Here is a 17,408-nt window from a genome sequence, read left to right on the forward strand (position 1 = left end):
CGTGCATGGCCCGCCTGATCCTCATCCTCGGCGACCAGCTCAGCGCTGGCCTATCCTCGCTCGCCGACGCCGATCCGGCCGAGGACGTGGTGCTCATGGCGGAAGTCGCCGAAGAGGCGCGCTATGTACCGCACCACAAGAAGAAGCTCGCCTTCGTCTTCTCGGCGATGCGGCACTTCACCGAGGAACTCCGCGCCGAGGGCTGGCAGGTCCGCTACACCCGGCTCGACGATCCCGAAAACCGCGGCAGCCTCGTCGGCGAGATCGAGCGTGCTCGCGAAGACCTCGATGTCGGGGAAATCCTCTGCACCGAGCCGGGCGAATGGCGCCTCCGCCAGGCGCTGGCGGCGGCACCGGGCCTCACCCTGCTCCCAGACGCCCGCTTCCTGATCGATCCCGCGGGCTTCCGCGCCTGGGCGCAGGGCCGCCGCCAATTGCGGATGGAATATTTCTACCGCGACATGCGCCGCCGCACGCGCCTGCTGATGGACGGCGACAAGCCCGCCGGCGGCGAATGGAATTACGACCATGACAATCGCGGCACCCCGCCACCGGGCACCACGCCGCCGACGCTCCCCGCCTTCGAGCCCGATGCGATCACCCGCGAGGTGCTGGCGCTGGTCGAGCGCCGCTTCCCCGACAATTTCGGCGACCTGCAGCCCTTCGCGCTCGCCGTCACCCGCGCCGATGCCGAGAAGGCGCGCGACCATTTCCTCGCCCACGCCCTGCCCCGCTTCGGCGACTATCAGGACGCGATGCGGCGCGGCGAACCGGTGCTGTTCCACGCGCACCTCGCGCTCTACATGAACATCGGCCTGCTCGACCCGCTCGACCTCTGCCGCCGCGCCGAGGCCGAATGGCGCGCCGGCCGCGTGCCGATCAACTCGGCCGAAGGGTTCATCCGCCAAATCCTCGGCTGGCGCGAATATGTCCGCGGGATCTACTGGCTGCACATGCCGCGCTATGCCGATGCCAACGCGCTGGAAGCCCACCGCCCGCTCCCCGACTTCTACTGGACCGCCGAGACCGACATGGCCTGCGTCCGCGATGCGGTCGAGCGGACCCGCGCCCATGCCTATGCGCACCATATCCAGCGACTGATGGTCACCGGCAATTTCGCGCTGCTCGCGGGCATCGACCCGTACCTGGTCCATGTCTGGTACATGGCGGTCTATGCCGATGCCTATGAATGGGTGGAGATGCCCAACACCATCGGCATGGCGCTGTTCGCCGATGGCGGGATCATGGGCTCCAAGCCCTATGCGGCCAGCGGCGCCTATATCGATCGCATGTCCGATTACTGCGCGGGCTGCCGCTACAAGGTGAAGCTGAAGGCGGGTCCCGACGCCTGCCCGTTCAACTATCTCTACTGGGACTTCATCGCCCGCCACCGCGACCGCTTCGCGCGCAACCAGCGGATGGGCCCGATCGTCCGCAATTTCGATCGCATGACCGAGGAGCGCAAGGCCGAGATCGCCGAGGACGCCGCGCGCTTCCTCGATGCGCTGGTGCCCGCCGGGATCCGATGGAATGGCTGAGCCGCTCACCGTCTGGTACGATGGCGGCTGCCCACTCTGCCTCCGCGAGATCGCGCTGATGCGTCGGCTCGATCACCGCGGGCGGCTGCGCTTCGTCGACGTCAGCGACGACACCAGCAGTTGCCCGCTCGACCGCGGCGATCTGCTCGCCCGCTTCCATGTCAGCGACGCGCAAGGGCGTTTCTACAGCGGCGCAGCCGCCTTCGCAGCGATGTGGCGCGCGATCCCGCTATTGCGGCCGCTGGGGTTGCTGGCACTGGTGCCGGGTGCGACCTGGCTCCTCGAACGGCTCTATCGCGCCTTCCTGCGCGTTCGACCCACACTCCAGCGCTGGATGCGCGAAAGGGAACGGCATGGCGGATGATAGTGGATATGACGGCCGCTCGCGCGCGGTTCCCCGAGGCCGGCTCGCCCGCTTCGGGGTGATGGGCCGGCTGGCCGGTGGGGTTGCCGGCAACGTCCTTGCCGAGGGTGCCAAGCGGCTGGTCGCCGGCGAACGCCCGCAGCTGCGCGACCTCGTCCTCACCCCCGGCAACGTCGCCCGCGCCACCGAGCAACTGGCCCAGCTGCGCGGCGCGGCGATGAAGCTCGGGCAGATGATCTCGCTCGACGCCGGCGACGTGCTGCCCGACGAGCTCACCCAGATCCTCGCTCGCCTGCGCGACCGCGCCCATCACATGCCCCCCGCCCAGCTCGAGCAGGTGCTGGCCAAGGAATGGGGCGCCGACTGGCGCCGCCGCTTCGCGCTGTTCGAGGCGCATCCGATGGCCGCCGCCTCGATCGGCCAGGTCCATCGCGCGCGGTTGCCCGATGGGCGGATGCTGGCGATCAAGGTGCAATATCCCGGCGTGCGCGAGAGCATCGACGCCGATGTCGACAATGTCGCGACCCTGCTCCGCCTCTCCGGCCTGCTGCCCAAGGGGCTCGACGTCGCGCCGCTGCTCGGCGAGGCCAAGCGCCAGCTCCACGACGAGGCGGATTATGTCCGCGAGGCGGCGATGATGACGCGCTATGCCGACCATCTCGCCGGCGACGATCGTTACCTCGTACCCCGCCCGATGCCGGAGTTCTCGACCACCAACGTGCTGGCGATGGATTATATCGCCGCCAAGCCGATCGAAACCCTCGAAGCCGCCGACCAGGACGAACGCAACCGCATCACCACCGCGCTGATCGACCTGGTGCTGCAGGAGCTATTCACCTTCGCCTTCATCCAGACCGATCCCAATTTCGCCAACTACCGCTACCAGCCCGAAACCGGGCGGCTGGTGCTGCTCGACTTCGGCGCCGCCATGCCGGTTTCAGATGCCATTACCGATGGATATCGCAACCTTTTGCAAACAGGACTGAACAGCGATCGTCGTGCCGTACGCGATGCCGCATTGGCGCTGGGCTTTTTCAGTGCAGCCGCGCTGGAGCGCCATCCTGCCGTCATCGACCGCATGATTGGCCTGATCCTCGAACAGACCGACCGTGCCGACGACTTCGACTTCGGCGACCGCAGCTTCCTCCAGGCGGTACGCGGCGAAGGCATGCAGATGGTCGAGGATCGCGCGGTATGGCACGTGCCGCCCGCCGACACGCTGTTCGTCCAGCGCAAGATCAGCGGCATGGCGCTGCTCGCTGCCCGGCTCAAGGCACACGTAGCGCTGCGCGGGTTGGTGGCGCGGCGGCTCGCTCAGTAGGGAATGCGGGCGCCGTCCCAGGCAAACAGCCCGCCGGAATCCTCGGCCGTGAGCGTGTTGAGAACATCCAGGAGATAGCCTGCGCTTCGATCTGGATCAAAAAGCTTTTCCGGCACCACGCCGCGCTGGAACGGTGTCGAAAGTCCGGTATCCACCGTCCCCGGGTGGAGCGCCGCGACGATCGCCTGCGGATGCGTCCGCCGCAGCTCGATGGCGAGGTTGACCAGCAGCATGTTGAGCGCCGCCTTGGACGCGCGATAGCTGTGCCAGCCACCCAGCCGGTTGTCGGCGATCGACCCGACCCGCGCCGACAGTGCCGCGAACACCCCGCGGCGGTCGCGCGGCAGCAGCGGCGCGAAATGCTTGGCGATCAGCGCCGGTCCGATGGTGTTGACCGCGAACAGCTCGGCCATCGCCGCGCCGTCCAGCGCCCGCAGCGCCTTTTCCGGCGAAGGGCCGCCGGGGCGGTGCAACATGCCCGTCGCCACGAACACCAGGTCGAGCGCCCCCTCTACCCCGGCTGCCGCGGCGGCGATGCTCGCCTCGTCCGTCAGATCGAAGGCGAACGGCACCAGCTTCGCGTCTGCCGATGCGCCAGGGTGGCGGCTACCCGCATAAATCCGCGCAATCGAGGGGTCGGCGGCGAGCTGCGTCACGATCGCGCCGCCGATTCCGCCCGAAGCCCCGAACACCACTGCCTGCTTTTCCATGGGTGCCACCGTCTGCGCCTCGTTGCCGCGCCGCAACCTGTCCGCACGGCCGCGCCTGAGCCCATGCGTGGTACAGATGCGACCGCCTGCCCTTTTTGCGCCGCGAAATCATGGCTAGGACGAATGCGTGATGCGTGCCCTTCTCCTCGCCTTTCCACTTATGCTCGCGAACGCCGAGGATCCGCCGATCCCGCCGACGATCAAGGCGATGCTCGATGCGGCGATGAGCTCGGGCAACGAGGCAGACGTTGCCGTCATCGTCAAATACGCCAAGACCGCCGATCCGGCGAGCGCCCCGCTGGTCGCGAAGATCGCCGGCGAGTGGCGCTCGAGCCGCCGCGAAGTGGCCCAGCAGGCGCTGCGCGAGGCGCACTTCCTTCAGCTGGTGAAGGGCCATGTCGAACTCGGCGGCTACGTACAGACCGGAAATTCGGAGAATATCGGCGTCACCGCCGCCGCCGAGGTGAAGCGCGAAGGCATCGAGTGGCGCCACAAGGTGCGCGTCCAGGCCGATTACCAGGAGAGCCTGGGCCTTACCACGCGCGAACGCTATCTCGCCGCCTATGAGCCCAACTGGAAGTTTGACAGCCGTGCCTATATGTACGGCGCCGCGCAATATGAAAGCGATCGCTTTTCGGGCTTCGGCGACCGCGTCTCGCTCTCGGCCGGTGCCGGCTACAGCGCGATCAAGTCGTCTGCGATCAAACTCGATGTCGAACTCGGCCCGGCCTATCGCTACACCCGCTTCATCGGCGCACCGGCCGAGAACAACATCGCCGCGCGCGGGTCGCTAGATTTCTCGTGGCGCCTTTCGCGCGGCATGACGGTTACCCAGCAGGCCTCGGCATATGTCGAGAAGGACAACAGCACCGTCGCGACCAAGTCGGCGCTGCTCGCCAAGCTGATCGGGCCGCTTTCGGCGCAGTTCAGCTATACGGTGCAATATGAAAGCGCGCCGCCGCTGGGCCGCCTGACCACCGACACCACCAGCCGGGCGGCGCTCGTCGTCGATTTCTGACCCGGCAGCCGGACCGGGGGTGTTCAACCGCCCCGGTTCCGCGCTACCACCCACCCATGACCATGCTATCCGCGATCGAACGGACGGCGATCGAGCGCGCGCAAGCCGCGCCGATGCTGGAGAGGACCTTGGAGTGGGCGGCGATCAACAGTGGCACCCGCAACCTGGCGGGGCTGTCCGCCATGGCGACGACGCTGGCGGACGCCTTTTCGGTGCTGCCCGGTGCACTGGACCTTGTCGAGCCCGAGCCGGTGGAAACGGTGACGCCGGGGGGCGTCGTCGAGCCGCTTTCCCATGGCCGCCACCTGCTGGTGACGGTGCGGCCCGAGGCGCCGGTCCAGCTGCTGCTCACCGGCCATATGGACACGGTGTTCGCCGCCGACCATCCCTTCCAGCAGGCGCATTGGCTGGCGGACGGGCGCCTCAACGCGCCGGGTGCCGCCGACATGAAAGGCGGCCTGGCCCTGATGCTCGCTGCGCTCGAAGCAGCCGAAGCTAGCCCGCTGGCCGAGCATTTCGGCTATACCGTGCTGATCAATTCGGACGAGGAGACGGGGTCGCTTTCGTCGCGCGGGCTGATCGCCAAGGTTGCCCACGGCAAGACGGCGGCGCTCACCTATGAGCCGGCGCTGCCCGACGGGACGCTGGCCGGCGCCCGCGGCGGCACGGGCAATTTCTCGCTCGTCGTCCATGGCCGCAGCGCCCATGCCGGGCGAAATCCCGAAGAGGGTCGCAACGCGCTCGTCGCCGCCGCGGCACTGGCGGTGATGCTCGCCGACGCCAAAGCGCCCGGTCTGTCGGTCAACCCGGCGCGGATCGACGGCGGCGGACCCAACAACGTCGTGCCCGACCTCGCCATCCTGCGGGTGAACTTCCGCCCCGGCGATGCCGCCGCGACCGCCCGCGCCCAGGCCGCGCTCGACACGGCGATCGCGCAGGTTTCAGCCGCGCACGAGGTCAGGATCGAACTGCACGGCAGCTTCAACCGTCCGCCCAAGCCGATCGACCCGGCCGCCGCGCGCCTGTTCAACCTCGTCCGCGACGCCGGCGCCGATCTCGGCATTCCGATCGCCTGGAAGGCGACTGGGGGCGTGTGCGACGGCAACAACATCGCCGCCTGCGGGGTGCCGGTGGTCGACACCATGGGCGCCCGCGGCGGCGCCATCCATTCCACGGAGGAATTTCTGATCCCCGAAAGCCTGCCCGAGCGCGCCGCGCTCTCGGTCCTCACCCTCCTCCGCCTCGCCGAGCGAGGCCGGCCATGAGCAGCTTCCGCATCCGCGCCGCGCGCGACGAGGATCTTCAGCATTTGTATGAAATGGCAAAGCTAACCGGGGGCGGTTTCACCAATTTGCCGCCGGACAAGCCCGCCCTTCGTGCCAAGCTCGATCGCAGCCATGCTGCCTTTGCGCGCGGCGAGGATGCGGAGGTCGCCGACGACCTGTTCGTGCTGATCCTCGAAAATGTCGAGACCGGCGAGGTGCGCGGCACCTGCCAGATCTTTACCCGCGTCGGCGACAAATGGCCTTTCTACAGCTATCGTATCGGCACGGTTACCAAGCATAGTCAGGAACTTAAGCGCACCTTCCGCGCCGAGATCTTAAGTCTCGTCAACGATCTGGAAGGGTGCAGCGAGGTGGGCGGGCTGTTCCTCCACCCGGGCGAGCGCGCCGGCGGCCTGGGGCTGCTCCTTGCCCGAGCGCGCTACCTGTTCATCGCCCAGCACCGGGCGCGGTTCGCCGACCGCATCCTCGCCGAACTGCGCGGCGTGATCGACGAGGCCGGCGGCTCGCCCTTCTGGGACGGCGTCGCCGGGCGCTTCTTCGGGATGAATTTCCAGCAGGCGGACGAGTTCAACGCCACCCATGGCAACCAGTTCATCGCCGACCTGATGCCCAAGCACCCGGTCTATACCGCGATGCTTTCCGAAAGCGCGCGCGCGGTGATCGGCCTGCCCCATCCCTCCGGCCGCGCCGCGATGCGAATGCTGGAAAATGAAGGCTTTGCGTTCGAAAGCTATATCGACATCTTCGATGGCGGCCCGACGATGACCGCGCGCACCGATCAGGTGAAGACGGTCCGCGAGACCCAGCGGGCGACCATCGCGGCGATCGCGGGCGGTGGCGAGCCCGCCCTGGTCGCCTCGGGCACGCTGTCCGAATTCCAGTCGGCGCTCGCGCAGATTACCCCGTCCGAAGGCGGCATCACCCTTGATCCGCTCTCGGCCGAGGCGCTGGGCCTGTCGGTCGGCGACAGCGTGTTGTGGGTGGCGCGCTGATGCTGGTAGAGATCAATTTCGACGGGATCGTCGGACCCAGCCACAATTATGCGGGGCTCAGCCCGGGCAACCTCGCCGCGACGCGCAATCGCGGTGCCGTATCGCACCCGCGCGCCGCCGCGTTGCAGGGCATCGCCAAGATGCACGCCGATCTCGCGCTCGGGCTGCACCAGGGCATCCTGCTGCCTCATGTCCGGCCGGACCATCGCTGGCTTGCCCAGCTCGGCCTCCGCTACGAGCAGGCGCCGCCGCATAGCCAGGCGCAGGCGCTCTCCGCCTCGCCGATGTGGGCCGCCAACGCGGCCACCGTCTCGCCCGCGCCCGACACCGCCGACGGCCGCTGCCACCTGAGCGTCGCCAATCTGGTGACGATGCCCCATCGCAGCCACGAATGGCCCGAGACGCTGGCGCAGCTCCGCCTTGCCTTTGCAGGTCCCGCCTTCGCGGTCCACGGCCCCGTGCCCGCGCCCTTCGGCGACGAAGGCGCGGCCAACCATATGCGGCTCGCGCCCACGCACGACGCGCCGGGCGTCGAAGTGTTCGTCTATGGCATCGCCGGCGGCCCCTTCCCCGCGCGCCAGCATCCCGATGCCAGCGCCGCGGTCGCCCGGCGGCACCTGCTCGACCCCGAGCGCACCCTGTTCGTCCAGCAATCCGAGGAGGCCATCGCCGCCGGCGCCTTCCACAACGACGTCGTCGCGGTGGCCAATGGCCGGGTGCTGTTCGCGCACGAACAGGCCTTTGCCGACAAGGAGCGTTTCTACGATCGCCTCCGCGACGCGATGCCCGAGGTCGAGATCGTCGAAGTACCTGCCGACCAGGTAAGCCTGGCCGATGCCATCGCCTCCTATCTGTTCAACGCCCAGCTGGTCACCGTGCCGGGTGGCGACACCGTGCTGATCGTGCCGAGCGAGGCGCGCGATACGCCCGCTGTGTGGAACTGGCTGGAGGCGCATGTCGCGGGCAACGGACCGATCCGCCGCGTCGAGGTGGTGGACGTTCGCGAATCCATGGCCAATGGCGGCGGTCCCGCCTGCCTCCGCCTGCGCGTCGTCGCCGATCCTGCGACCGTCGACCCGCGCTTCCTAGTCGATGCCGCCAAGCTCGATCGCATCGCCGCGGTCATCGAGGCGCACTGGCCCGAGGCGATCGATCCGAACGCCATCGCCGACCCCGCGCTGGTCGCCCGCATCGAAGCCGCGCGCGCAGCGTTGCTCGAAGCGCTCGACCTTGTCGGGTTAATTGACACTTTACCATGAAGCCGCGCTGAGAAACCCCGCTTTTCCGCGCCTGGCACGGTGCTTGCTGCGCGGCGGCCATGCTGTACCGCATCGGCCGCCTCTTCGTGATCAAGTCGAAGTTCGAAGCCTTTCTGGTGATCTTCGGGCTCGCCAATGGCGCGGTCGAGCGCGGCTTCCATTATATGAGCCTGTATCCGGGCATGGGCGGCAAGCTGCTGTTCGCGGTGTGCCCGATCGCGGTGTTCATGGCCGGCGGCAAGATCCTCGACAGCTTCGAGGCGCGCGCCTGACCCCAGAAACACAAACCCCCGCCGAGCAGATGCTCTGGCGGGGGAGTGGCGCGCCCGGAACGATTCGAACGTCCGACCCTCAGATTCGTAGTCTGATGCTCTATCCAGCTGAGCTACGGGCGCCTGGTGGAGGCGAGCGTTTATCGGCGGAAATCGGAGAGCGCAACCCCGTTGCGCCAAGTTTTCCACAAGCATATGGCAAGCCCATGCGATCGCTCCCCCTTCTTGTCGCCGGCGCCGCGCTGCTCGCCGGCTGTGCCCAGCCCGCCACGCGCTATCCCTCGCTGCTGCCGCGCGCGAACGAAGGGCTGAACTTCACCGAGCCCGAGCGGCCCACGCCGCAGGCCACGCCCGATGCGGCGCTTGACGCGCGGATCGCGGCGCTGACGGCGAAGATCGATTCGGCCGATGGCGAGTTCCAGACGGCGGCGAAGGATGCCGAGGTGAAGGTCGCGCGCGCCCGCAGCCAGGCGGCGGGGACAAGTCCGTGGCTTGATGCACAGACCGCGCTCAGCGTGCTGGACGGCATCCGTTCGCGCACCGCAGTGACGCTCGCGGACATGGACCAGCTGCGGATCGAGCGCGCCCAGACCGGCCAGCCGGACTATCCGGCGCTCCAGGCCGCGATGGACCGCGCGGGTGGGATCGTTGCCGCGCAGGAAAGCCGCGCGCGGGCGCTGGAGGCGGCGATCGCCCCCAGCTGAACCCGATCAGGGCTTGGCCGCTTCCTTGGGCGCATTGTCGTTCGCCGCGACCGGGGTCGGCGCGGGCGGCGGGCCCTTCGCGATCGTCGCGGCGAGCGTGGTCGCATCGGCGCAGCCCGTTTTGCAGATCGTCTTGATCTTGGCGAGATTGTCCTTGGCGCGCGTCATCGCGCCCTTGCCGACCATCGCCTCGCCCTGGCCGCGCAGCGCTGTCACGTCGTTGGGATCGAGCTTGAGCGCCTCGCCATAGAAGCGGATCGCCTTGCCCGGCAGGTTCTGCGTGCGCGCGATATCGGCGAGCAGCACGAACGCCTCGCGGTTGCGCGGATCGACCGCCAGCGCGCTTTCGAGCAGGTCGTTGGCGCCGCCGAGATTGCCCGCCGCCTGCGCAGCGCGCGCCTGGCGCACCAGCTCGACCGAGCGGGGTTCGAGCTGGCTGTCGGGCCGCTGCGCGCTCAGGCTGGTCGAAACCGTCAGCACCAGCAGCGCCGCCGCCACCGAGATCGTCGTGAACCGCATCAACATCTCCGAAACTCCATGGCCATGGGCTAGCATTGCCGCACCAGCTTCGCGACAAAAAACCCGTCGGTCGTGTCGTGCAGCGGCGTGAGCCGCAGCCCCTCGCCCCGCGGACGGCCCGCCGGCGCATCGAGCCGCACCGGCGCCCAGCCGGGCTGCGCCGCCACGAACCGCTCGACCTGCCCTGCCCCTTCGGCGTCGAGCAGCGAACAGACGATGTGCACCAGCGCACCGCCCGGCCGCACCAGCCGCGCCGCGACGTCGAGCAGATGGGCCTGGGTATCGACATAGCGATCGAGCTGCGTCGGGGTCAGCCGCCAGCGCGCTTCCGGGTTGCGCCGCCAGGTGCCGGTGCCCGAGCAGGGCGCGTCGACCACCACGAGATCCGCCTGCTCGCGCCAATCCGCCAGCGCTTCGACTTCGCGCGCAGGGTTGAGCAGCAGCGTCTCGGCGATGGTGACGCCGGCGCGCTCGGCGCGCGGCATCAGCTTTGAAAGACGCGGCCGATCGACATCGCAGGCGAGGATCCTGCCCTGGTTGGCCATCGCGGCCGCCAGCGCCAGCGTCTTGCCGCCGCCGCCCGCGCAGAGATCGATCACCGTCATGCCCGGCGCCGCACCCGCGAGCGCGCTGACCAGCTGGCTGCCGGCATCCTGCACCTCGAAGCCGCCCTCGGCATAGGCCTCGCTGCGATCGACGGGCGTGTCCTCGGGCAGCCGCAGCGCGTCAGGGGCGAAGGCGAGCCGGTCGGCGCCTTCGAACAGCGCAGCCACGGCCTCGGGCGTCGTCTTCAGCCGGTTGACCCGCAGGTCGAGCGGAGCGCGGTCGAGGAGCGCCGCGCGCTCGTCCGCAGCAAGTCCCGAAGCCTCGAACGCGGCCTCCAGCCAAGCCGGCGCGACGCCCTGCACCGCCACCGGCTCGCCCTCGGCGATCGCGGCAGGACCATAGTGCGAGCCGTCGAACAGTCCTGCCAGCGCCGGCTGTGCCTGGGCGACCGCCAGCATCGCCGCACGGCCGGACACCGGTACCTCGCCGCAGAGTCGGATCGCCTCATAGACGAGCCCGCGCACCGCCCGCCGGTCCTTGGAGCCGGCGAAGCGCCGCTCGGCGAACCAGCGCGCCAGGATCACATCGGCGGCGGCGCCGCGGTTACGCGCGGCCGCGATCACCTGATCGAGCAGGTCGATCGCCATCTGTACACGTGCGGCAGGAGTCATGGCGGCAGCGCTAGGCCGAACGCCCGCGGAATGCAAAGCGCCCACGCTCCACGCCGGATAGCCAGCGAGCGCAATCCTTTGTACATCCCTGTGTCACGCATGGGGTGCGATGTGGGAATTGTGGGGACGAGTTCGGTGCGTGGCGTGGCGGCGTGGGTCTTGCTGCGGGGGTGGCGCTTGGTGCTGCTCGGGTGGATGCTTGCGCCCTGGGCAGCCTTCGCGGTGCCGGTCCCGCTCGATTCGCGCGTTTGTCATGCCGTGTCGCCCGTCGAGGGACCTGGTGCGGCATTGTCCGCCATCCGCTTCCGCTGCGGGGAGAAGCCCGTCGGCTATCAGGCGACACGGCTGTGGCTGCAGCTGGCGCCGCAGCGCTACGGCCTCCGCGGCGAAGCCCCGACGCTGCTCGTCCACCAGACGCGGTTCGATCGGCTAGCGGTGGCCTTCCGTTACGCCGATGGCAGCATCGAGTGGCAGGAGGTCCGCGGCGGCGATTTCGGGGACCATTGGCGGCCCGGTGCGCAGATCTCCTTCACGCCACGCGACCAGAAGACCCCCCTCGCCGCGATCACGCTGCGCGTCGATCGGCTGGCGAGCTACCCGCTGCTGCGGCTCCGGCTGGTGCCCGCGGGCGAGGCGGGCATCGAAACCGCCGTCCTCGGCGCGCTGATCGGCGCGGCGCTCACGCTGTTGCTGGCAGGCGCGGCCTATAACCTGTCGCTCGCCATCGGTACGCGCCGGGCCTATCTCGCCTGGCAGGGCGCCTGGGCCGCCACCGTCTTCCTGTGGGGCGCGATCTGGTCGCAATTCGGGCTGCTGCTCGTGCCCGGCATGGCGGGGACGACGGCGGCGCAGGCCAGCACCGCGCTTTCTGCCCTCTCCATCCTGCTGGCAACCCTGAGTGCAACCAGCGCGCTGGAGAAAGGCCGCATTCCCGGGCCGCTGCGCGCGACCGCACTCGCCCTCGGCATCGCTGTCACCATGATCGGCATCCCGGCGACGCTGGCGCGCGGCCCCTTGATCGAAAGCGTCGCGCCGCTCCTCGCCGCGGCCGTGCTGGGCAATCTGGTAGCGGTGCTGGCATGCCTGGTCGTCGGCGCCCGCCGCGGCAGCGTTGAGGCGCGCGACCTGCTTGCCGCCTGGTCGGTACCGATGGCGGCGCTGGCGCTGACGCAGCTGGTCAATCTGGGCACGCTGTTCTGGGGCGGCGGCGCGCAGATCCTGGTGCTGTTCGCCTCGGCCTGGCAGACGCTGTGGCTGTCCTTCGCGGCGAGCCGCCGGCTCGCCCGCATGCGCACCGAGCGCGACCTCGCCCTCGCCGCCGAGGCGCGCGCCAGCCGGCTCGCCGAGCATGATCCGCTGACGGCGATCCGCAACCGCCGGGGTTTTCTGGAAGCTGCCGACGCGCTGGTCGCCACGGCGGCGCGCAGCCAGGCGTCGGTCGCGCTGCTGCTGGTCGATATCGATCGCTTCAAGGCGATCAACGACGAGCATGGTCATGACGCAGGCGACATCGTGCTGTGCACGATCGCCGCGCGGCTGGCGCATTGGGAGAGCCCGCACTGCACCGTCGCCCGTCTGGGCGGCGAGGAGTTCGCGCTGCTGACGATCGGGGCCGATCGGCCCCCTCTCGATTTCGCGGAGCAGGTGCGCGAGGCGATCGCCGCATGCGATCATCGCGCGGCGATCGGCGACCGGCGCGTGACGATCAGCATCGGCGTCGCCGAAGGACGCCACCGGGTCGACCTTGCCAAGCTGTACCGCGAAGCGGATCGCGCGCTCTATGCGGCGAAGCGGGGCGGCCGCAACCAGGTCCGCCATGCCGATACGGTGCCGGCGCCGGTACCGGTCGCGAACGGGCACAGGCCCGCCGCGACCGGCTAGCGCGCTCAGCGCGTCGGGTAGTTGGGTGCCTCGCGGGTGATCGTCACGTCGTGGACGTGGCTTTCCTTGAGGCCGGCATTGGTGATGCGCACGAAGCGCGCCTTCTGCTGGAACTCGGGCAGCGTCGCCGCGCCGACATAGCCCATCGACGCCTTCACGCCGCCGACCAGCTGGTGGATCACGTCGCGCGCCGGGCCCTTGTACGGCACCTGGCCCTCGATGCCCTCGGGGACGAGCTTCAACTGATCCTTAATATCCTGCTGGAAATAGCGGTCGGCCGAGCCCTTGGCCATCGCGCCCACCGAGCCCATGCCGCGATACGACTTGTAGGCGCGGCCCTGGTACAGGAAGGTCTCGCCCGGCGCTTCCTCGGTGCCCGCGAGCAGCGAGCCGATCATCGCCGCGCTCGCGCCCGCGGCAAGCGCCTTGGCGATGTCGCCCGAGGTGCGGATGCCGCCATCGGCGATCACCGGAATGCCCGACTTGGCGGCCTCGTTGGCCGCGTCCATCACCGCGGTGAGCTGCGGCACGCCGACGCCGGCAACGACGCGGGTGGTGCAGATCGAGCCCGGGCCGATGCCGACCTTGAGTCCGTCCGCGCCCGCATCGATCAGCGCACGCGCCGCTTCGGCAGTCGCGATGTTGCCGGCGATCACCTGGACGCGGTTGGAGAGCTTCTTCACCCGCTCGACCGCGCGGCTGACGTCCTTGTTATGGCCGTGCGCGGTGTCGATCACGATCAGGTCGACTTCGGCATCGACCAGCGCCTCGGTGCGCGCGAAGCCCTTGTCGCCCACCGTGGTCGCGGCGGCGACGCACAGGCGGCCGGTCGCGTCCTTGGTGGCGTGCGGATAGGTGACGGCCTTCTCGATGTCCTTCACCGTGATCAGCCCGACGCAGCGATAGGCATCGTCGACCACCAGCAGCTTCTCGATCCGGCGCTGGTGGAGCAGCCGGCGGGCTTCTTCCTGCGCGACGCCCAGCTTCACCGTGGCGAGGTTCTGGTGCGTCATCAGCTCGGAGACGCGCTGACCGGGGTTCTCGGCGAAGCGCACGTCGCGGTTGGTGAGGATGCCGACCAGCTTGCCGTCGGCTTCCACGATCGGGATGCCGCTGATCCGGTGCCGCGCCATCAGCGCCTGCGCATCGGCCAGCGTGCCGGTGGGCGCCATGGTGATCGGGTTGACGACCATGCCGCTCTCGAAGCGCTTGACCAGGCGGACGGCTTCCACCTGCTCCTCGACCTCGAGGTTGCGGTGGAGCACGCCGATGCCGCCCAGCTGCGCCATCACGATCGCCATGTCGGCCTCGGTGACGGTGTCCATCGCCGAGGAGAGGATCGGGATGTTGAGCGCGAGCCCCTTGGTCACCTGGGTGCGCGTATCCGCCATGCTCGGCACGATTTCGGATTCGCCCGGATAGAGGAGGACGTCGTCGAACGTTAAGCCGAGAGGGATTTCCATGGGGGTGCGCCAAATCCTTGAGTCGAATGTTGGCGGCCCATGTAACCGCAAGGGTGCGGATGCGCTAGGGGGCAGCGTCAGGCGTCGACGCGGGGCTGTTCCGGGTAGAGCAGCGCGCGTTCCACCTCCACCTGCCGACGGATCACCGCGGCGAGCTTGCGCGAGGCGGCGACATAGGCCGGCCACTCGGCGACGGCCCGCGCGGTCGGCCAGGCGATGGTGTGGTCGGTGTAGAACATCCGCATCTCGAGATTGCCGGCGCGGACCGACTGCACCGCCTCCGCCCGCGCGCCGCCCTCGGCCGTTCCGCCGTTGAACAGCGCGTCCATCGCCCGGCGGCGTGCGGCCACGGCACGGGCGGTCTGGTAGCGAATGCGGGAGAGCTCGGCGACGTCGCAGCAGGGCAAGGCGAGCAACGCCTCAATCGCCCCGATCGCCTGGAGCAGCGTCCTGTCGAGCTCGTGCAGATTGCCCATATATTAGACATAGAAGAACCGCGGACGGGGCGGTTGCGGGCGGCGAGATTTATTCGACTTGGCCAGCACGTTGCAGAAGAAGCCGCGCTTGCGCCACATGCATCGCCTCGATCATCCGGTCGCGGAACCGCTCGGCACCGCCCTGGGCGGCGGCGAGCAACGCACGCGCGTCGGCGATCTCGTCGGCGGTCGCGCCAAAGGCCTCCGCAGCGATCGCGATCTGGCCCGGGTGGATCAGCGTCTTGCCGTCATAGCCCAGCGCCCGCCCCTCGCGGCATTCGGCGGCGAGCCCCTCGGCATCGGCGAGCGCGTTGAACACGCCGTCGAGCGCCCAGCCATTTCCCGCCCGCGCCGCCAACACCACGGTCTGCAGCGCGAGCGACAGCCCGCCCCGCCCCGCAGCCGAGGGGATGCCGAGGCTCGCCTTGAGGTCGTTGGTCCCGGCGATCAACCCGGCGACGCCCGGCAGCGCTGCGATGGAAGCGGCGGCAAGGACGCCCGCCGGGGTTTCGATCATCGCGAGCAGGGGCTTGCCGACCACCGCGGCGATGCGCGCGGCCGTCGCGGCATCCTCCACCTTGGGCACGACGATTACCGCCACCGCCGACCGCGCGGCCGCCGCCAGATCGGCCTCGTGCTCCGCCGCATCGACGCCATTGATCCGGATGGCGGCGATCCGTTCGCCAAAGCCCTCCGCCATTGTCGCGACCGCGGCCTCGCGCGCGGCGTCCTTGTCCTCGGACTTCACGGCATCCTCCAGGTCGAGGATCACCATGTCGCAGTCGAGCGTCCGCGCTTTGGCGATCGCGCGCGCATTGGATGCGGGGAGGAACAGGGCGGTGCGGGGGGCGAGAGCCATGCTGGTCATGCGCGTTCTCTATGCTAGCACTAGGCCCCATTGCGAGGGGAGTCGGGGCATATGGACGTGCTTTTCGTGTTTCTGGCCGGGGTGGTAGCGCTGGTGCTGTTCTACCTGCTCGTCAGCGTGAAGATCGTCACCCAGGGCTATCAATACACGATCGAGCATTTCGGCCGCTTCACCGCCGTCGCCGCGCCCGGCTTCAACTTCTACCCCGCTTTTTTCTACCGTGTCGGCCGCAAGGTGAACATGATGGAGCAGGTGATCGATATCCCCGGCCAGGAGATCATCACCAAGGACAATGCGATGATCTCCACCGACGGCGTGGTGTTCTTCCAGGTGCTCGATGCCGCCAAGGCCGCCTATGAAGTGTCGGACCTGTATGTCGCGCTGCTCCAGCTGACCACGACCAACCTGCGCACGGTGATGGGCTCGATGGACCTCGACGAGACCCTGTCCAAGCGCGACGAGATCAACGCGCGGCTGCTCTCGGTGGTCGATCATGCGACGACGCCCTGGGGCGTGAAGATCACCCGCGTCGAGATCAAGGACATCCGGCCGCCCGCGGACATCGTCAACGCGATGGGCCGCCAGATGAAGGCCGAGCGCGAAAAGCGCGCCAACATTCTCGAGGCCGAAGGCAGCCGCCAGTCGGAGATCCTGCGCGCCGAAGGGCAGAAGCAGGCGCGGATCCTGGAAGCCGAGGGCCGCCGCGAATCCGCTTTCCGCGACGCCGAGGCGCGCGAGCGTGCCGCCCAGGCCGAGGCGGAGGCGACCCGGCTGGTTTCCGACGCGATCGAGGCAGGCAGCAGCCAGTCGCTCAACTATTTCATCGCGCAGAAATATGTCGAGGCGGTCGGCAAGTTCGCGACCTCGCCCAATGCCAAGACGATCCTGTTCCCGGTCGAGGCGACCCAGCTGATCGGCACGCTGGGCGGCATCGGCGAGCTGGCCCGGGACGCGCTGTCCGGTGGCGCGCCCAAGCCCCCCGCCCCGCCGACGCCCCCGGCCCGCCGCCCCGGTCCGTTCGACCAGCAGGATTGATCGCCTAGGTGGACTGGTTGCAGCACCCGCCCCTGCTCTGGCTGATCGCCGCGGTGACGCTGGGGATTGCCGAGCTGGTGGTGCCGGGCGTCTTCCTGGTGTTCCTCGCGGCAGCGGCGGCGATCATGGGCGGGCTGGCATTGCTGTTCCCGGACCTGCCGCTGGCCGGGCAATTGCTCGGCTTTGCCGGCTGGTCCGCCGTCGCGGTGCTGATCGGGCGGCGCTGGTATCAGGACTTTCCGGTGCAGAGCGCCGACCCGCTGCTCAACGATCGCGTCGCCCGGCTGGTCGGCGAGGTCGTCACCGTCGTTGAGCCGGTAAGCGACCATGGCGGCCGCGTGCGGGTCGGCGACGGCGAATGGCCTGCGCGCGGGCCCGAGGCGCCCGCCGGCGCCCGCGTGCGGATCACCGGCGCCACCGGCGCGACCCTCCGCGTCGAGCCGCTCCCCACCCTTCCCCAGAACTGAAAATCATCGAGGTCGAAT

Annotated in this window: 18 protein-coding genes and 1 tRNA gene; 12 read left to right on the top strand and 7 right to left on the bottom strand. The window is 69.2% G+C overall.

The genetic code is table 11. From position 1 onward, the window contains the following. Positions 1-5 precede the first annotated feature (5 nt). The 3 genes from ABIC65_RS03675 to ABIC65_RS03685 are packed head-to-tail and all read left to right on the top strand — an operon-like array spanning position 6 to position 3,223. Entirely contained in the window at positions 6-1,538 is a 1,533-nt protein-coding gene (locus ABIC65_RS03675; protein ID WP_354306821.1) for a cryptochrome/photolyase family protein, read from the top strand. After that, the gene (locus ABIC65_RS03680) at positions 1,531-1,902 is read left to right on the top strand and encodes a thiol-disulfide oxidoreductase DCC family protein (protein WP_354306822.1); all 372 of its coding nucleotides are present in this window, start codon (positions 1,531-1,533) and stop codon (positions 1,900-1,902) included. The genes ABIC65_RS03675 and ABIC65_RS03680 overlap by 8 nt, the downstream gene beginning before the upstream one ends. After that, positions 1,892-3,223, top strand: coding sequence for an ABC1 kinase family protein (locus ABIC65_RS03685; RefSeq protein WP_354306824.1), 1,332 nt, complete (start codon positions 1,892-1,894; stop codon positions 3,221-3,223). Before ABIC65_RS03680 ends, ABIC65_RS03685 begins: the two co-directional genes overlap by 11 nt. On the opposite strand, the gene ABIC65_RS03690 is transcribed toward ABIC65_RS03685, so the two are convergent. Then, positions 3,217-3,933 carry an SDR family NAD(P)-dependent oxidoreductase gene (locus ABIC65_RS03690; RefSeq protein WP_354306826.1) on the bottom strand — a complete coding sequence of 239 codons (717 nt, stop codon included), beginning with the start codon at positions 3,931-3,933 and terminating at the stop codon, positions 3,217-3,219. The genes ABIC65_RS03685 and ABIC65_RS03690 overlap by 7 nt on opposite strands. Positions 3,934-4,063: 130 nt before the next feature. Between ABIC65_RS03690 and ABIC65_RS03695 the strand changes: the two genes are divergently transcribed. The 5 genes from ABIC65_RS03695 to ABIC65_RS03715 are packed head-to-tail and all read left to right on the top strand — an operon-like array spanning position 4,064 to position 8,760. Continuing rightward, positions 4,064-4,951, top strand: a complete 888-nt coding sequence (locus ABIC65_RS03695) for a DUF481 domain-containing protein (protein WP_354306828.1) — start codon at positions 4,064-4,066, stop codon at positions 4,949-4,951. A gap of 56 nt (positions 4,952-5,007) precedes the next feature. Continuing rightward, positions 5,008-6,216 carry a hydrolase gene (locus ABIC65_RS03700; RefSeq protein ID WP_354306830.1) on the top strand — a complete coding sequence of 403 codons (1,209 nt, stop codon included), beginning with the start codon at positions 5,008-5,010 and terminating at the stop codon, positions 6,214-6,216. Continuing rightward, complete coding sequence (locus tag ABIC65_RS03705) at positions 6,213-7,229, top strand: arginine N-succinyltransferase (protein ID WP_354306832.1); 1,017 nt, start codon at positions 6,213-6,215, stop codon at positions 7,227-7,229. Before ABIC65_RS03700 ends, ABIC65_RS03705 begins: the two co-directional genes overlap by 4 nt. Beyond that, positions 7,229-8,488 (top strand): N-succinylarginine dihydrolase, encoded by a 1,260-nt coding sequence (locus ABIC65_RS03710; protein ID WP_354306834.1) that lies wholly within the window; start codon positions 7,229-7,231, stop codon positions 8,486-8,488. Before ABIC65_RS03705 ends, ABIC65_RS03710 begins: the two co-directional genes overlap by 1 nt. 59 nt (positions 8,489-8,547) lie before the next feature. Continuing rightward, the gene (locus ABIC65_RS03715) at positions 8,548-8,760 is read left to right on the top strand and encodes a hypothetical protein (protein WP_354306835.1); all 213 of its coding nucleotides are present in this window, start codon (positions 8,548-8,550) and stop codon (positions 8,758-8,760) included. Between the two features lie 46 nt (positions 8,761-8,806). Here ABIC65_RS03715 and ABIC65_RS03720 read toward each other — a convergent pair. Continuing rightward, positions 8,807-8,883: transfer RNA gene (locus ABIC65_RS03720), tRNA-Arg, on the bottom strand. 83 nt (positions 8,884-8,966) lie between these two features. Here ABIC65_RS03720 and ABIC65_RS03725 point away from each other — a divergent pair. Continuing rightward, positions 8,967-9,464, top strand: a complete 498-nt coding sequence (locus ABIC65_RS03725) for a hypothetical protein (RefSeq protein ID WP_354306837.1) — start codon at positions 8,967-8,969, stop codon at positions 9,462-9,464. A 6-nt stretch (positions 9,465-9,470) separates the two neighbouring features. Here ABIC65_RS03725 and ABIC65_RS03730 read toward each other — a convergent pair whose 3' ends face one another. Together ABIC65_RS03730 and ABIC65_RS03735 are read right to left on the bottom strand one after the other, a co-directional pair. Next, on the bottom strand, positions 9,471-9,983 hold the full coding sequence (locus ABIC65_RS03730; RefSeq protein ID WP_354307774.1) for a tetratricopeptide repeat protein: 513 nt from the start codon (positions 9,981-9,983) through the stop codon (positions 9,471-9,473). 29 nt (positions 9,984-10,012) lie between these two features. Beyond that, the gene (locus ABIC65_RS03735; RefSeq protein WP_354306838.1) at positions 10,013-11,200 is read right to left on the bottom strand and encodes an RsmB/NOP family class I SAM-dependent RNA methyltransferase; all 1,188 of its coding nucleotides are present in this window, start codon (positions 11,198-11,200) and stop codon (positions 10,013-10,015) included. A 180-nt stretch (positions 11,201-11,380) separates the two neighbouring features. Between ABIC65_RS03735 and ABIC65_RS03740 the strand changes: the two genes are divergently transcribed. Then, positions 11,381-13,081 (top strand): sensor domain-containing diguanylate cyclase, encoded by a 1,701-nt coding sequence (locus tag ABIC65_RS03740; protein WP_354307775.1) that lies wholly within the window; start codon positions 11,381-11,383, stop codon positions 13,079-13,081. 5 nt (positions 13,082-13,086) lie between these two features. On the opposite strand, the gene guaB is transcribed toward ABIC65_RS03740, so the two are convergent. The 3 genes from guaB to ABIC65_RS03755 form a co-directional block, all read right to left on the bottom strand. Next, positions 13,087-14,544 (bottom strand): IMP dehydrogenase, encoded by a 1,458-nt coding sequence (gene guaB / locus ABIC65_RS03745; RefSeq protein WP_354306840.1) that lies wholly within the window; start codon positions 14,542-14,544, stop codon positions 13,087-13,089. 77 nt (positions 14,545-14,621) lie between these two features. Next, positions 14,622-15,020, bottom strand: coding sequence for a hypothetical protein (locus ABIC65_RS03750; protein ID WP_354306843.1), 399 nt, complete (start codon positions 15,018-15,020; stop codon positions 14,622-14,624). Between the two features lie 49 nt (positions 15,021-15,069). Beyond that, positions 15,070-15,888 (bottom strand): HpcH/HpaI aldolase/citrate lyase family protein, encoded by an 819-nt coding sequence (locus tag ABIC65_RS03755; protein ID WP_354306844.1) that lies wholly within the window; start codon positions 15,886-15,888, stop codon positions 15,070-15,072. Between the two features lie 51 nt (positions 15,889-15,939). Here ABIC65_RS03755 and ABIC65_RS03760 point away from each other — a divergent pair, with 51 nt between their 5' ends. Together ABIC65_RS03760 and ABIC65_RS03765 are read left to right on the top strand one after the other, a co-directional pair. Further along, positions 15,940-16,923, top strand: a complete 984-nt coding sequence (locus tag ABIC65_RS03760) for an SPFH domain-containing protein (protein WP_354306846.1) — start codon at positions 15,940-15,942, stop codon at positions 16,921-16,923. An 8-nt stretch (positions 16,924-16,931) separates the two neighbouring features. Next, positions 16,932-17,390 carry an NfeD family protein gene (locus ABIC65_RS03765; RefSeq protein WP_354306848.1) on the top strand — a complete coding sequence of 153 codons (459 nt, stop codon included), beginning with the start codon at positions 16,932-16,934 and terminating at the stop codon, positions 17,388-17,390. Positions 17,391-17,408: the final 18 nt, after the last annotated feature.

The organism is Sphingomonas trueperi (assembly GCF_040545665.1).
In the GTDB taxonomy this organism is placed as follows: domain Bacteria; phylum Pseudomonadota; class Alphaproteobacteria; order Sphingomonadales; family Sphingomonadaceae; genus Sphingomonas; species Sphingomonas trueperi_B.